A 13,120-nucleotide genomic window follows, 5' to 3' on the forward strand; every position below is an offset into this window, starting at 1 on the left:
ATTGCAACGCAGGAGACCTCCACCATGCGCGCCATCGGCTATCGCGACCCCCAGGACATCAGCGCCGACACCAGCCTGATCCCGCTTGATCTGCCAGAACCCGTCGCCCACGGCCGCGACCTTCTGGTCGAGGTCAGGGCGATCTCGGTCAATCCCGTCGACACCAAGGTCCGGCGCAATGCCCGCCCACCGGAGGGCGAGGCCCGCATCCTCGGCTGGGACGCAGCCGGCATCGTCAAGGCGGTGGGGCCCGAGGTCACGGCCTTCCGGCCGGGCGACGCCGTCTTCTATGCGGGTGCGCTGAACCGGCCCGGCGCCAACATGGAATTCCATCTCGTCGACGAACGCATCGTCGGCCCCAAGCCGAAGAGCCTGTCCTTCGCCGAGACGGCGGCCCTGCCCCTGACCATGATCACGGCCTGGGAGATGCTGTTCGACCGGCTGAAGGTGCGCGATCCGGTGCCGGGCGCGGCGCCGGCCGTGCTCATCGTCGGCGGCGCCGGCGGCGTCGGCTCGGCGGCGATCCAGCTCGCGCGCCGGCTGACCGATCTCACCGTCATCGCGACCGCCTCACGGCCCGAGACCCGGGCCTGGGCGAGCGAACTCGGCGCGCATCATGTCGTCGATCACAGCCGCCCGCTGGCGGAGGAGGTCGCTGCGCTCGGCCTCGGGACGCCCGGCTTCGTCTTCTTCACCACCCACACCGCCCAGCATTTGCCCGAGGTGCTGAAGCTGGTTGCGCCGCAGGGGCGGCTCGGTGTCATCGACGATCCCGCGACACTCGACGTGATGCCGCTCAAGAACAAGTCACTGTCGCTGCACTGGGAGCTGATGTTCACCCGCTCGCTGCACCAGACCACCGACATGCAGGCGCAGGGCGATCTGCTGGCCGAGGTGGCGCGGCTGGTCGATGCGGGCGCGTTGCGCACGACGCTCGCCGAGAGCTTCGGCCGGATCGACGTCGCCAATATCAAGCGGGCCCACGCCCTGCTCGAAAGCGGCCGCGCCAAGGGCAAGATCGTGCTCGAGGGCTTCTGAGCGTCAGGCGTGACGCGGGAGCGCCGAACCCGTTCACCGGGCGGCGCACCACGGCGATCAGCCAACCGTGGGCTTGCGGATCCGCGCTGGGCTCGCGCCGCCGGGCCCAGCGATGCCCGGCCGGCCGGGAACCCCTCCGAGCCCAGGCCGTTCCTCAAAGGCCTGCGCACCTTCGGCGGAGGCGAGAGCAGAAAGGAACGTCATGCACAGACGCTCATTTTTGGCCGTCCTGGTCGGCAGCCTGACCACGGCGGCGAGCGGAGCCGCCCTGGCGGCATCGACAGGTTCGGAGAAGGCCCCGGCTGCGGCCGTCGATCTTTCGGCACTCGACGAGGCCGAGGCCGAATTCGCCCATATGCCGCCCGGACCGCGGCATCGGGGGCATCGCGAATGGCACAGGCGCCGCTGGGCGCGACGTCGGCGCCGCCAGATGCGCCGCATGCGCCGTCGCTGGCATCGGGGTCGCTGGCATTACTACTGGTAGTCTAACCGTGGCTGTGGCCTGAGAGCCCCGGCCCCGTTATGGCGACGCTCGCGCTCGTTTTGCGCGGGCGTCAGGCGGGCGTCGGGAACTCCGATCCGCTCCATTCGACGGGCACCTTCACCGTCCCGGCGACGATGGAACTGGCCGCAGCCTCGATCCGACCGCGGATGTTGGCGGGGACCGAGGGGGCCATGACTAGCCGCACCGCCTCCGGCGTCTGCAGGCCGAGATGCTTGATCTCGCCGGCTGCAAATTTCCCGGCGGTAAAGTCCGCCACAGCGTCGAACAGCGCACGGCCTGAATCGGCGAAGGCCGAAGCGATGAACACGTCGGGCGCGATCGCCGTCCAGTCGCCGACATTGCCGATCTGCTTGGCGCCGAGCTCGCGGCACGCTGTGATGGCGCCGTTTCGTCCGGCGTTCAGCATGGTGAAGATCACCGTTGCGTCCTTGGCGATCATGCCGCGGGCGATCTTCTCGGAGAGGGCATTATCATCCTGGTTGCCGGAGAAATTGGTGAGCAGGATCACCTTCGGGTCGGCATGGGCGACGCCAGCCGCATAGGCGGCGCGGCCCTTCAGCCCCGGCGCGACACGAATCCCCGACATGTGGCCGACGACGCCGGTGCGCGTCGTCAGGGCGGCGAGCATGCCGGCGAGGAAGGCCGACTGCTCCTGCAGCACCTCATAGCTCGCGAGATTGGGACCGATGACGTTGCCTTGCGTCACAGCAAATCGCACCGCCGGAAACTCGGCGGCCACCGCCTTGGCGGCGGCGTTGTTCTGCCCGCCATGGGCGATGACGAGATCGGGCCCGGCCGCGGCGAGTTCTCGCAGCGCCGCCGCCAGATCCTCCGGCTTCGGCTGGACCCCCTGCCTGAAGGAGACGGAGACGCCGAGGCGCGCCTCGGCCAGCTTGAGCCCCTCGTATCCCGCCTGCATGAAGCCACGGTCGTCGATGCGCCCGGCGAAGAGCGCGGCGACCTTCTTCGGGGTCTGGGCCCGCCCGAGGCTGGGCAGGGACGCGGACGAGATGAGTGCGAGCGCGGTGCGGCGGTTCGGACGAAGCAGGGTCATCGTGGCGGGTTCCCTCCGGTTGGATCCTGCCGGAAGCAAAGACCAGACCGTCCGGCGCCGCAAGGTCGCGGCAAGGGCGGCGCGCGGCCGTCCGTGCCGGCCTCGCCTCACGCCAGCGTGTAGGCCGTTTTCACCGTGGTATAGAACTCCTTGGCGTAGGCGCCCTGCTCGCGGGGGCCGTAGCTCGAGCCCTTCCGGCCGCCGAAGGGCACATGGTAGTCGACGCCCGCGGTGGCGAGGTTGACCATCACCATGCCGGCCTCGGCATTGCGCTTGAAATGCGTCGCATGCTTGAGCGAGGTCGTGCAGATGCCCGAGGACAGGCCGAACTCGGTGTCGTTGGCGACGCTCAGCGCCTCGTCATAGTCCTTGACGCGGATGATGTTGGCGACGGGGCCGAAGACCTCTTCGCGCGAGATCCGCATGCTATTGGTCGTCTCGGTGAACAGCGCCGGCTGGAGATAGAAGCCGGGGGTCTCGCGGTTCAGGAGTTCGCCGCCCCAGACCAGCTTGCCGCCCTCGTCCTTGGCGATCTGGATGTATTTCAGGTCCTGGTCGAGCTGGCTCTGGTCGACGACCGGGCCGATATGGGTGCCGGCCTTGAGCGCGTCGTCGACGACCACGCCCTTCAGCCGCTCGATGCAGGCCTCGACGAAGCGGTCATGGATGCCGGCCTGGACGATCAGGCGCGAGGACGCCGTGCAGCGCTGGCCGGTGGAGAAGAAAGCGCCCTGGACCGCGCATTCGACCGCGATCTTGAGGTCGGCATCGTCGAGCACGACGAGCGGGTTCTTGCCGCCCATCTCGAGCTGGACCTTCTTCATCGGCGAGGAGGCGATGCAGGCCTCCGCGACCTTGCGGCCGGTCGCAACCGAACCGGTGAAGGAGATGGCGTGGACGTCCTTGTGCTGCAGCAGCGCCTGACCGACGACGGAGCCGCGGCCCATCACCAGGTTGAGCACGCCCTTGGGCAGGCCGGCTCGGTGGAGGATGTCGACCAGCGCCCAGGCCGAGCCCGGCACCAGATCGGCCGGCTTGATCACGACGCAGTTGCCGTAGGCGAGCGCGGGCGCGATCTTCCAGGCGGGGATCGCGATCGGGAAGTTCCAGGGCGTGATCATGCCGACGATGCCGACCGGCTCGCGCGTGATCTCGACGCCCACGCCCGGACGCACCGAAGGCAGCACTTCGCCCGACAGGCGCAGGCACTCGCCGGCGAAGAAGGCCATGACCTGGCCGGCGCGACCGGCCTCGCCGATGCCCTCGGCCAGGGTCTTGCCCTCCTCGCGCGAGAGCAGGCGGCCGAGTTCTTCCTTGCGCGCGAAGATCTCGTCGGAAGCCTTCTTCAGGATCTCGTAGCGCTCCTGCGGGCCCGAGCGGCTCCAGGCCGGGAAGGCGGCCTTGGCGGCGGCGACCGCGTCGTTGAGCTGCTCGACCGTTCCCTGCGCATATTCGCCGACGACGTCATTGGTGTCGGAGGGGTTGATGTTGCGCGAAGCATTCGTGCCACCGGCCCATTCGCCGGCAATCAGGTTCTTGAACATCTCGGTCATCAGAGGCCTCCCACGGCGTTTTGTGTTCGCCGGGGTTTAGCCGCTTTGAGGCGCGATGGCCAATGCGGGCCGGGGCATCGGCCCTGTCCCGCCATGCATGATGGCGGCGTTCAGAATTCGGCGTCGAGTTCTTCGACGTCGTCGGGCTCGGTCTGGGCGGCCTCGATCCAGCGCCGCAGGGCGGGCCATGCGGAGATCGTCCGGCAATAGGCCTGGCAGGTGGCGTCGAGCGCGACGTCATAGGTCAGGAAGCGCAGGCAGACGGGGGCATACATCGCATCCGCCATGGTCAGCGTCTTGCCGAAGAGATAGGGCCCGCCATAGCGCTGCAGGCAATCGCGCCAGATCTCGGTGACGCGGTCGATATCAGCCTGGGCGCCGGCCCAGACCTTGAAGCCGGGATAATGCGCCTTGAGGTTCATCGGCAGGGCCGAACGCAGATTGGCGAAGCCGGAATGCATCTCGCCGCAGATCGCCCAGCAATGCGCGCGTGCCACGGCGTCCTTCGGCACGAGGCCGGCATCGGGCCTGATCTCGTCGAGATAGGCGGCGATGGCGAGCGTATCCCAGACCTTGATGCCGTCATGGGTCAGGCAGGGCACGAGGAAGGAGGGCGAGAGCAGCAGCAACTCGGCCCGCGCCGAGGGGTCGTCGTTGGAGAGCATGTGCTCTTCCACCTCGAGGCCCGCCATCATGCACAGCAGCCACCCCCGCAGCGACCAGGATGAGTAGTTCTTGCTGCTGATGGTCAATGTCGCGCTGGTCATGAGAGGCATCCTCTGCCGCAGCCTCAAATCTAGCAAGAGGCATTCCACTCCGGGAAGCGACCTAGATCAATCTTGCGGAAACGACCTTTTGCAGTGCAACATCAAGCGGGGCGCGGGTCGCCGCCGGTCAAAGCCGGCACCGGCCCGCCGGGCTGTTCACCGAAGGCGGATTCCGATGCTCTATCTTGCCTACCAGGCCCAGTCGGATCTGATGAATCCGGCGCGGCTGCTGGCACAGTCGGCGATGGCGGCGCTCGGCGCCCGGGCGATGAGCGGCCAGCCCGTGGACTGGCGCGCGACGGCCGCCGCCTATGAGATGGTGACGCGGGCCGGCCTCACCCATGAGCGGCCGCCCTACGAGATCGAGACCGTGCGCGAGGGCAACCGCGACGTGCCGGTGACCGAGGAGGTCGTGCTGAGCCTGCCTTTCGGCAGCCTGCTGCGGTTCCGCAAGGACAGCGAAACGCCGCAGGCGAAGGTGCTGGTGGTTGCGCCGATGTCAGGGCATTTCGCCACCCTGCTGCGCAACACGGTGGCGACGCTGCTGCGCGACCACGACGTCTACATCACCGACTGGCACAATGCCCGCGACGTGCCGCTGGAGGCCGGGCCCTTCGGCTATGACGACTATGTCGATACGCTGATCCGCTTCGTCGAGACGCTCGGCTCCGAGACGCATGTCGTCGCCGTCTGCCAGCCTTGTGTCCAGGTTTTGACGGCGGCGGCCGTGATGGCGCAGGCGGGCAACCCGTTCCAGCCGCGGAGCATGACGCTGATGGCGGGGCCGGTGGACACGCGGGTCAACCCGACTGCGGTCAACAAGCTCGCCATGGAGAAGCCTATCGAGTGGTTCAGGCGCAACCTGATCGCGACGGTGCCGTCCCGCTATCCCGGCGGCGGGCGCAAGGTCTATCCGGGGTTCATCCAGCTCGGCGCATTCGTGGCGATGAACATGCAGCGCCACGTCAACGCGCATATCGACATGTTCCTCCACCTCGCCACCGGCGAGACGGAGGAGGCGCAGAAGATCAAGGCGTTCTACGACGAGTACTTCGCTGTCCTGGACCTGCCGGCGGAGTTCTACCTCGAAACCGTGCAGTGGATCTTCCAGGAGGCGCGGCTGGCGGCCCGGACCCTGACCTATCGGGGCGAGCCGGTCGATTGCCGCGCCATCCGGCGCACCGCGCTGCTCACCGTTGAGGGCGAGCGCGACGACATCTGCGCGCTCGGCCAGACCTCGGCGGCGCATGACCTCTGCTCGGGGCTGAAGCCCTTCCGCAAGCGCCACCACATGCAGGCCGGTGTCGGCCATTATGGCGTCTTCTCGGGCCGCAAATGGGACGGGCAGATCTACCCGATCGTCCGCAACATGATCCTGGCCAACAGCTGAGCGGCGCGCCTACTTCTCCTTGATCGACAGCCCGTTCTTGCCGACCGAGATCTCGACGCCCTCCGGCTGCTTCTTCTCCTGGTAGAGGGCATAGCCGGTGGCGGCGAGGCCGACGACGAGAGCGAAGACGAGGGCAACGAGAACCTGGCGCGAAGCGAGCATGTGACAATCCGAATGTTGAACCGCATGGGCTGCGGCGCGTTGACAACCCGCCAGCCCCGGCCAGGTTCCGGCCTCGCGCAGTGAAGGCCGCGTCAAGGCCGGCCACGAGGCCTGTCGGCAGGCAGCGAGACCTCAGGAGGGTTACGATGTCCGACACCGATCTGCAGGAGGCGGTCTGGGCTGCGCTCGAGCGCCTCTCGGTCTGCATGGTGACGACGGCGGCGGAGAACGTGATCCGCACGCGACCGATGTCGGGCCATGTCGATCGCGACAATCACCGCATCCTGTTCATCATTCACCGGCATGCCGGGATCGTCACCGAGGCGGGGCAGTCTGCCGGCGTTTCGATCGCGCTCAGCGAGGAGCACCGGAACTTCCATGCGGCGATCCGCTGCTCGGCCGTCGAGATCGAGGATCGCGAGCTGCTGGCGTCGATCTGGACGCCGATGACGGGAGCCTGGTTTCCCGGCGGCCCGGAGGATCCCGACGCGACCCTGCTGGCACTGGCGCCCGTCTCGGCCGATATCTGGAACGGACTGTCGAGCGGCGTCCTCGTCGCGTTCAAACTCGCAACGGCCCGCCTGCTCGGACGGCAGCCAGATCTCGGCGTCAACGCGACGATCGACATGCGCTGAAGTCGCGCCGACAGGCCGCTCTCAGCCGGAGGCGCGCACGGAATCGGGATTCAGGCCCTCCGCCTTCGCCATGCTGCGACCGAGCAGCGCGACCGACAGGCTCGACCAGGCAATGCCGAGGCACCAGCCGCCGATGACGTCGGTCGGCCAGTGGACGCCGAGATAGATGCGGCTCATTCCGATCATCACGATCATTCCCCAGGCGAGCACGAGGCACAGACGGGTGATGTCGTCGCGCCGCGCCGCGAGGCCGACGAAGCCCGCGATGCTGAGCAAGGTGACGGCCGAGAGGAAGGCGTGACCGCTCGGGAAGCTGGCCGTGAAGGTCAGGGCCGCATGTTCGACGATGTCGGGACGGTCCCGTCCGATCACGATCTTCAGCACGGTCGAAACCGCCGTCGCCCCGATCACGGTCAGGACGAGACCGACCGCCAGATGTCGATGGCGGCAGAGCCACAGGGTCAGTCCCGCGGCGATCGTCATCAGTCCGAGCCCGACGGTGCTGCCGAAGGCGGTGACGTCGCGCACCGCCTCCCGCAGCCAGGCGGGACCGATCGGCATCGACGGATCGCCCGTCTCGCGGAAGAACAGGACGACGCTCCGGTCGAAGGCGAAACTGCGGCCCGATGCGATGAACAGCGCCAGGCTCAGAAAGCCGAAGGCGGCGGCGACGGGAATGAGGATTCGCGGCTGGAGCAAGAAGGCGTTTCCTCCGTTGGGACATTCGACAGCAGATGGGGTGGTCGCGCCCGGCCGCAACGGTCAGACCGCTGGGCCGAGCCTGTCGCGCGCCGCGATGAGGCGAATGGCGGCGGGCTGGAGCCGATAGACCAGGGGGCCGGCCTTGCGCTCGACCTCCCCGTCGAAGGTGATGTGGCCCCGACGCTTGTCCCGACGCGTCAGGGTCACCTCGGCGCCGGTGAAGGATGTCAGGTGAGGCGATGTGCGCCACTGGCCGGAGACGACCGACAGCGCCGCCTTGCAGCGCGAATAGAGCCCCCCCGCTTTGAGGATATAGACCTCGAAGACACCGCCATCGAGATGCGGGCGGCGCCATTCGCTGCCCTCGAAACCATTGACGGTGACCAAAACCCCATCGGCCTCGACAACGCGACCCTGGCCGCCGACGCCGATATTGACGGCGACCGTGATCGGACGCGTGAACAGGATCGAGCGCAGGGCGGCGACGACAAAGGCGATGGCGCGACTGAACGGGAAACGCCGCCGCGCAGTTTCTCGCTCGCGAGCCATCAGGCTGAAGAACCCCATGCCCGACAGCGAGTGAAACAGGCGATCGTTGACGCTGCCGACATCGAGCGTCACCGGCTCTCCCTTGCAGAGCGCGGCGATCTGCTCCTCCAGCGTGCCGGTCAAGCCGAGATCGCGGCCCAGAACGTTGACCGTTCCCAGAGGCAGGACTCCGACGGGCCGGCCGGCATGCATCAGGAGCGGAAGCACCCCGTTCAGCGTGCCGTCGCCCCCGGCGATCACGGGGACGGTCCCGGCATCTTCGATCGCCAGCGCCAGCGCATCGTCGAGTTCGCGGGGATGGACCATGCGCACCTGCGCGGAGCACCCGGCGGCCTCGAAGGCCGCGACGATGCGGGCTTCGAACGCCTCCGCCCCTGCCTCGAGAACGGTGCCGGCCCGGGCATTGACGACGACGGTGTGCTGCATGATCCGGTCGATTTAAGGGCGCGACAGCGCTCCGTGAAGCGGGAATTTCGCAGCGCGTCGTTCAAATATGGGCCGTGGCCGGGCTCCGCCCCTGCAACGGGGTGGTTCGCATCGCGGGCATGCTCGCGACCTCCTCGATCTCTTCCGTCACGACCTCGAACCGCTGCAGCGTATGCGGCCCGAAGGAACTCACCATCGCGACATCCGTCGCGTCGCGGCCGCGCGCGATCACGACCCGCCCGATCCGCGGCATGTTGTGACGCGCGTCGAAGGTGAACCAGCGCCCGCCGAGATAAACCTCGATCCAGGCGTTGAAATCCATCGGTGCAGGGTCGCGTGGCACACCGATATCGCCGAGATAGCCGTTGCAGTAACGCGCCGGGATGTTCATGCAGCGGCACAGGGCCACGGCGAGATGGGCGAAATCCCGGCAGACGCCGACGCGTTCCTCGAAGGCCTCGGCGGCGGTGCGGGTGCTGCGCGCGAAATCATAGCCGAACGTCAGGTGGTTGTGGACGAAGTCGACGATCGCCTGCACCCGCTGCCAGCCGCCCGGAATATGCCCGAACAGGCTCCAGGCCTGCGCCGAAAGCTTGTCGGTCTCGCAGTAGCGGCTGCCCATCAGGTAGACCAGGGCATCGTCCGGCAGCCGCGAGGGCGCGACCTCGGCTGCCGCGGGATCGACCGGATCAAGGCTACCGGAATCCTGCACGATGCCTTCGGCACGCAGGACGATGCCACCGGCCGGAGCCGTGATCCTGCGGCAGATGTTGCCGAACTGGTCGATGTATTGGGTGGAAGGAACGACCGTGTCGGGATCGAGGAGCGATGTGACGACCATCCTGTCCGGCTTGACCAGATCGTGCCTGCGGGACGGATGGACGTCGAGCAACGTGACGAGCGGCAGATCCGGACCGCACAGGATCTCGATGTTGTAGCCGTAACGGATGCGCATGGCGCTCTCACGGGTTCGCATAGGGGCGGCAGCGCCGCCATTCAGCCAGCCACGGGGGCCGGCGGCTCGCGGGTGCTCTCCGGCTGCCAGAGGCCCCCGAGCATGCACTCTCATAAAACGGAAGATGCGGGCCTTTCGGCCCGCATCCCGCCGCCACGACGGTTCGGCTGGGGGGATAGCAACCGCCGCGACCTGCGTCTGGGCGTCGCCTACATCATCCAGTAGGGCATCGTGCCGTAATAATCGTGGACGCGCTTGCCATAGATGCGATCGTCCCAATCGGGCTCGCCCTGACTGTCGTACATCGGGGCCGCCTCGAGCTTGTCCTTGGTCATGGGGACCACGTAGCCACCGCGCCCGGGGTCGAAGTCGAGCACGCTCCAGGGGATGGGGTGGTACTTCTCGCCCAGCCCCAGGAAACCGCCGAAGGACATGATCGCGTAGGCGACCTTGCCGGTCTTCTTGTCGAGCATGACGTCATAGATTTCGCCGAGATGCTCGCCTGCGGTGTTGTAGACCTCGGTCCCGGCCACCCGGGCGCCGGCAATCAGCGGGTTTGACGACGTGGCGATGGACGCCGAAGCGGTGTCGTTCAGGGTCATGAAGAGTTCCTCCGCCTGCAGCAGCCGTCTCGGCTGCCGATTGCCGGGACAACGCAGCGTCCGACGGAAAGGTTCCGACGCTATCGTGAGGCCAAACCCTGCCCGCGCGCAGATGCCCCGGATACCCTGGCCGTGCAGATGCCCCGGATAGAGGCGCGAGCGACGCGCAGGAACCTTTGGGACGGGCGGACGTTAGGCTGGGACGGTCGGCCATGGCCGTGCCATTTCATGCGTCATAGTCTGAGAGACGCGTAGCCCTTGCTGTCAAACGAGAGCGCCGAGGAAACCAACCCATGAAGAAAATTCTGATCATCGCTGCGATGGCCGCCACACTGGGCGCCTGTACAGCCCGAGAAGAGCGCACCGCGGGCGGCGCCCTGATCGGTGCCGGCACCGGTGCCGTGATCGGCGGCCTCGCAACGGGCCGCGCCGGCGGCGCGCTGGCGGGTGCCGCCATCGGCGGCGCCGGTGGCGCGATTATCGGCAACGCGACGAGCCCGCGGCGCACCTGCGTCGGCCGCGACGAATACGGCCGTCGCTTCCGCTACGATTGCTGAGCAACGCCGCCGCTGTTGCGGTGACGTCGAGCCCGGCTGGCGCGATGCGTCGGCCGGGTTTTTTCGTCTCGGCGTCAGACAGCACCATAAGGTCCGAAGCGGCCGACGAAACGGTGGCGGTTCCCGGGGTAGAGCAGCCGCACCGCCGTGACGGGGGCGGCTTGGTTCCAGGTCCGCCGCTCGATCAGAAGGCAGGCTTCCCCGGCGGCGATGCCGAGCAGGGCAGCATCGTCAGGCTCGGCCGGAACCGCGCTGATCGCATGTTCCGCTTGCGACCAGAGGCTGTGCTGCAGCAGCCAGTCGCCCGGTGGCGTCCGCGCGAAATCCTCCAATGCCGCGGTCGGCACGGTCGCGAGGTGGATGATGCGCTCCTCCAACACATGAGGCCGGTCGTCGGCCCGGTGCAGCGTCACGAGATGGACGATCTTCTCGCCCCGCTTCAACCCGAAGCGCAGCGCCAGTTCTGGCGAGGGCCGCCCGTCATGCCGCGTCAGGACCTCGTAGGCATAGCGCTGCCCGAGCCGCTCCACCTCCGCCGGGATCGACAGGATGTCGAGCATGGCATGAGTTGTCGGCGGGCTCGCCACCACGGTGCCCGAGCGGCGCCGGCGGGTGATCAGCCCCTCGCGCGCCAGTTGCACGAGCGCGCGGTGGACGGTCATGCGGGAGGCGCCGAGCTGTTCCATCAGCCCGTGCTCGGGCGGGACCGGTGTGCCGGGCGGCCAGGTGCCGCCGAGGATGAGATCGCGGATCGACCGGCGGATCTGATCATAGATCGGACCGGTGCCATCCAGCTTCACCGCATCGAGCCGGTCATGAGCCACCGCCGTCACAGCGCCGCCAGAAGCTTGCGCATGACGGCGCCGAAGCGTGCCTTCACCGCGACGCGGGCGCGGTGCTGCCCCTCCGCGACGAGATGCCGGCCGCCGACGACGACATCCCGCACCGGCAGCGCGTTGGTGGCGAAGATCGCGCTGTCGAGGGCCGCCTCACCCATCTTGCCGATGAGGGCCGGATGGTCTGGATCGAGCGTTACGAGATCGGCCCTCATCCCCGGCGCGAGGGCCCCCAGCGCCCGCCCGCAGGCCTGGGCCCCGCCGGCGGCGGCGGCGCGCCACAGGGCGACGCCGGTCGAGGCATCCTCTTCTGCCAGCAACGCGCGGCGGCGATCGCGCAGGCGCTGCGAGTATTCGAGAAGGCGCAGTTCGGAGCCAGCGTCGATCTGGATGTTGGAATCGCTGCCGACGCCGTAGCGCCCGCCCGACGCCCGGTAGCGAACGCCATCGAAGAAGCCGTCGCCGAGGCTCGCCTCGGTGATGGGGCAGAGACCTGCGACGGCGCCGCTGGCGGCGATCGCATCGCGCTCGGCAGCGTCGAGATGGGTGGCGTGGATCAGGCACCAGCGCGCGTCGAGCGCGATCGTGTCCGCCAGCAGGGCGACGGGCCGGCGCCCCGTGATCGCGATCGAATCCTCGACCTCGCGCATCTGCTCGGCGACATGGATGTGCAGGGGCGTGCCTCGGCGCAGGCCCGCGAGCCAGTCCAGATCCTCCAGCGCGACCGCGCGCAGCGAATGCGGCGCGAGGCCGAGGCGGGCGTCGGGCAGAGGGCGGATCGCGGCCTCGCTCGCCTCGATCAGCCTGAGATAGGAGTCGCGGTCGTTGACGAAGCGGCGCTGGCCGTGGACCGAGGGCGCCTGGCCGAAATTGCCGAAGCGGTAAAGCACCGGCAGCAGCGTCAGGCCGAGCCCGGTCTCGTCCGCGGCGGCGGCGATGGCGGCCCCCATCGCGGCGATGTCGGCATAGGGGCGACCGTCCCTGTCGTGATGGAGATAGTGGAACTCGGCCAGCGCCGTGAAGCCGCCTTCCAGCATCTCGACGAAGGCCTGGGCGGCGAGTGCCTGGACGTCGTCGGGATCGAGACGGTCGAGGAAACGGTACATCACCTCGCGCCAGGTCCAGAACGAATCCTCGCTCGCGCCCCGGCGCTCCGATAGGCCGGCCATGCCGCGCTGGAAGGCGTGGCTGTGGAGGTTCGGCATGCCGGGCAGAGCCAGCCCGGAGAGCCTGGTGTCGCCTGATTGCGCCGCGACGCCCGGCTCGACCGCCGTAATCGTTCCCCCCGAATGGGTCAGGCGCACATTCTCGGCAAAACCGTCCGGCAGCAGGGCCTGCTGCAGATGCAGGGTCAGGGTCACGGCGTCTCTCCAGCGTCCAATTGCATAG

The 13,120-nt window shown here is 68.2% G+C and carries 15 protein-coding genes; 5 read left to right on the forward strand and 10 right to left on the reverse strand.

Annotated features, from left to right (window positions below; all coding sequences use genetic code 11):
- The first annotated feature begins 24 nt into the window (after nt 1–24).
- Together SJY11_RS21300 and SJY11_RS21305 are read left to right on the forward strand one after the other, a co-directional pair.
- Nucleotides 25–1,038, forward strand: coding sequence for a zinc-binding alcohol dehydrogenase family protein (locus tag SJY11_RS21300; RefSeq protein ID WP_376988730.1), 1,014 nt, complete (start codon nt 25–27; stop codon nt 1,036–1,038).
- Nucleotides 1,039–1,240: 202 nt separating this feature from the next.
- Nucleotides 1,241–1,522: a hypothetical protein gene (locus SJY11_RS21305; RefSeq protein WP_376988731.1), complete on the forward strand. Its 282-nt coding sequence runs from the start codon at nt 1,241–1,243 to the stop codon at nt 1,520–1,522.
- Nucleotides 1,523–1,592: 70 nt separating this feature from the next.
- Here SJY11_RS21305 and SJY11_RS21310 read toward each other — a convergent pair whose 3' ends face one another.
- The 3 genes from SJY11_RS21310 to SJY11_RS21320 form a co-directional block, all read right to left on the reverse strand.
- Nucleotides 1,593–2,597 (reverse strand): BMP family protein, encoded by a 1,005-nt coding sequence (locus SJY11_RS21310; RefSeq protein WP_376988732.1) that lies wholly within the window; start codon nt 2,595–2,597, stop codon nt 1,593–1,595.
- A gap of 107 nt (nt 2,598–2,704) precedes the next feature.
- Nucleotides 2,705–4,150, reverse strand: coding sequence for an aldehyde dehydrogenase family protein (locus SJY11_RS21315; RefSeq protein ID WP_376988734.1), 1,446 nt, complete (start codon nt 4,148–4,150; stop codon nt 2,705–2,707).
- Nucleotides 4,151–4,260: 110 nt separating this feature from the next.
- On the reverse strand, nt 4,261–4,917 hold the full coding sequence (locus tag SJY11_RS21320; RefSeq protein WP_376988736.1) for a glutathione S-transferase family protein: 657 nt from the start codon (nt 4,915–4,917) through the stop codon (nt 4,261–4,263).
- A gap of 175 nt (nt 4,918–5,092) precedes the next feature.
- On the opposite strand from SJY11_RS21320, the gene SJY11_RS21325 reads away from it, so the two are divergent.
- Nucleotides 5,093–6,307 (forward strand): polyhydroxyalkanoate depolymerase, encoded by a 1,215-nt coding sequence (locus tag SJY11_RS21325; RefSeq protein WP_376988737.1) that lies wholly within the window; start codon nt 5,093–5,095, stop codon nt 6,305–6,307.
- Nucleotides 6,308–6,316: 9 nt separating this feature from the next.
- Here the strand turns inward: SJY11_RS21325 and SJY11_RS21330 are convergent, their stop codons facing one another.
- A complete protein-coding gene (locus tag SJY11_RS21330; RefSeq protein ID WP_192642633.1) occupies nt 6,317–6,469 on the reverse strand; it encodes a hypothetical protein in 153 nt (50 codons plus the stop codon).
- 146 nt (nt 6,470–6,615) lie between these two features.
- Between SJY11_RS21330 and SJY11_RS21335 the strand changes: the two genes are divergently transcribed.
- Complete coding sequence (locus SJY11_RS21335) at nt 6,616–7,104, forward strand: pyridoxamine 5'-phosphate oxidase family protein (RefSeq protein WP_376988738.1); 489 nt, start codon at nt 6,616–6,618, stop codon at nt 7,102–7,104.
- A gap of 21 nt (nt 7,105–7,125) precedes the next feature.
- On the opposite strand, the gene SJY11_RS21340 is transcribed toward SJY11_RS21335, so the two are convergent.
- From SJY11_RS21340 to SJY11_RS21355, 4 genes are all read right to left on the reverse strand, one after another.
- Complete coding sequence (locus SJY11_RS21340) at nt 7,126–7,803, reverse strand: phosphatase PAP2 family protein (protein WP_376988739.1); 678 nt, start codon at nt 7,801–7,803, stop codon at nt 7,126–7,128.
- Nucleotides 7,804–7,866: 63 nt separating this feature from the next.
- Complete coding sequence (locus tag SJY11_RS21345; RefSeq protein ID WP_376988740.1) at nt 7,867–8,781, reverse strand: diacylglycerol/lipid kinase family protein; 915 nt, start codon at nt 8,779–8,781, stop codon at nt 7,867–7,869.
- A gap of 61 nt (nt 8,782–8,842) precedes the next feature.
- Entirely contained in the window at nt 8,843–9,736 is an 894-nt protein-coding gene (locus SJY11_RS21350) for a transglutaminase-like domain-containing protein (RefSeq protein WP_376988741.1), read from the reverse strand.
- A gap of 209 nt (nt 9,737–9,945) precedes the next feature.
- Nucleotides 9,946–10,338, reverse strand: a complete 393-nt coding sequence (locus SJY11_RS21355; RefSeq protein ID WP_376988742.1) for a PRC-barrel domain-containing protein — start codon at nt 10,336–10,338, stop codon at nt 9,946–9,948.
- A 293-nt stretch (nt 10,339–10,631) separates the two neighbouring features.
- Here SJY11_RS21355 and SJY11_RS21360 point away from each other — a divergent pair, with 293 nt between their 5' ends.
- Nucleotides 10,632–10,895 (forward strand): glycine zipper domain-containing protein, encoded by a 264-nt coding sequence (locus SJY11_RS21360; protein ID WP_326908101.1) that lies wholly within the window; start codon nt 10,632–10,634, stop codon nt 10,893–10,895.
- 74 nt (nt 10,896–10,969) lie between these two features.
- Here SJY11_RS21360 and hutC read toward each other — a convergent pair whose 3' ends face one another.
- Both hutC and SJY11_RS21370 read right to left on the reverse strand, forming a co-directional pair.
- On the reverse strand, nt 10,970–11,728 hold the full coding sequence (gene hutC, locus SJY11_RS21365; RefSeq protein ID WP_376988743.1) for a histidine utilization repressor: 759 nt from the start codon (nt 11,726–11,728) through the stop codon (nt 10,970–10,972).
- Nucleotides 11,725–13,092, reverse strand: a complete 1,368-nt coding sequence (locus SJY11_RS21370) for a formimidoylglutamate deiminase (RefSeq protein ID WP_376988744.1) — start codon at nt 13,090–13,092, stop codon at nt 11,725–11,727. The genes hutC and SJY11_RS21370 overlap by 4 nt, the downstream gene beginning before the upstream one ends.
- Between the last annotated feature and the right edge of the window lie 28 nt (nt 13,093–13,120).

This window comes from Allobosea sp. R86505, assembly GCF_042466375.1.
GTDB lineage: Bacteria > Pseudomonadota > Alphaproteobacteria > Rhizobiales > Beijerinckiaceae > Allobosea.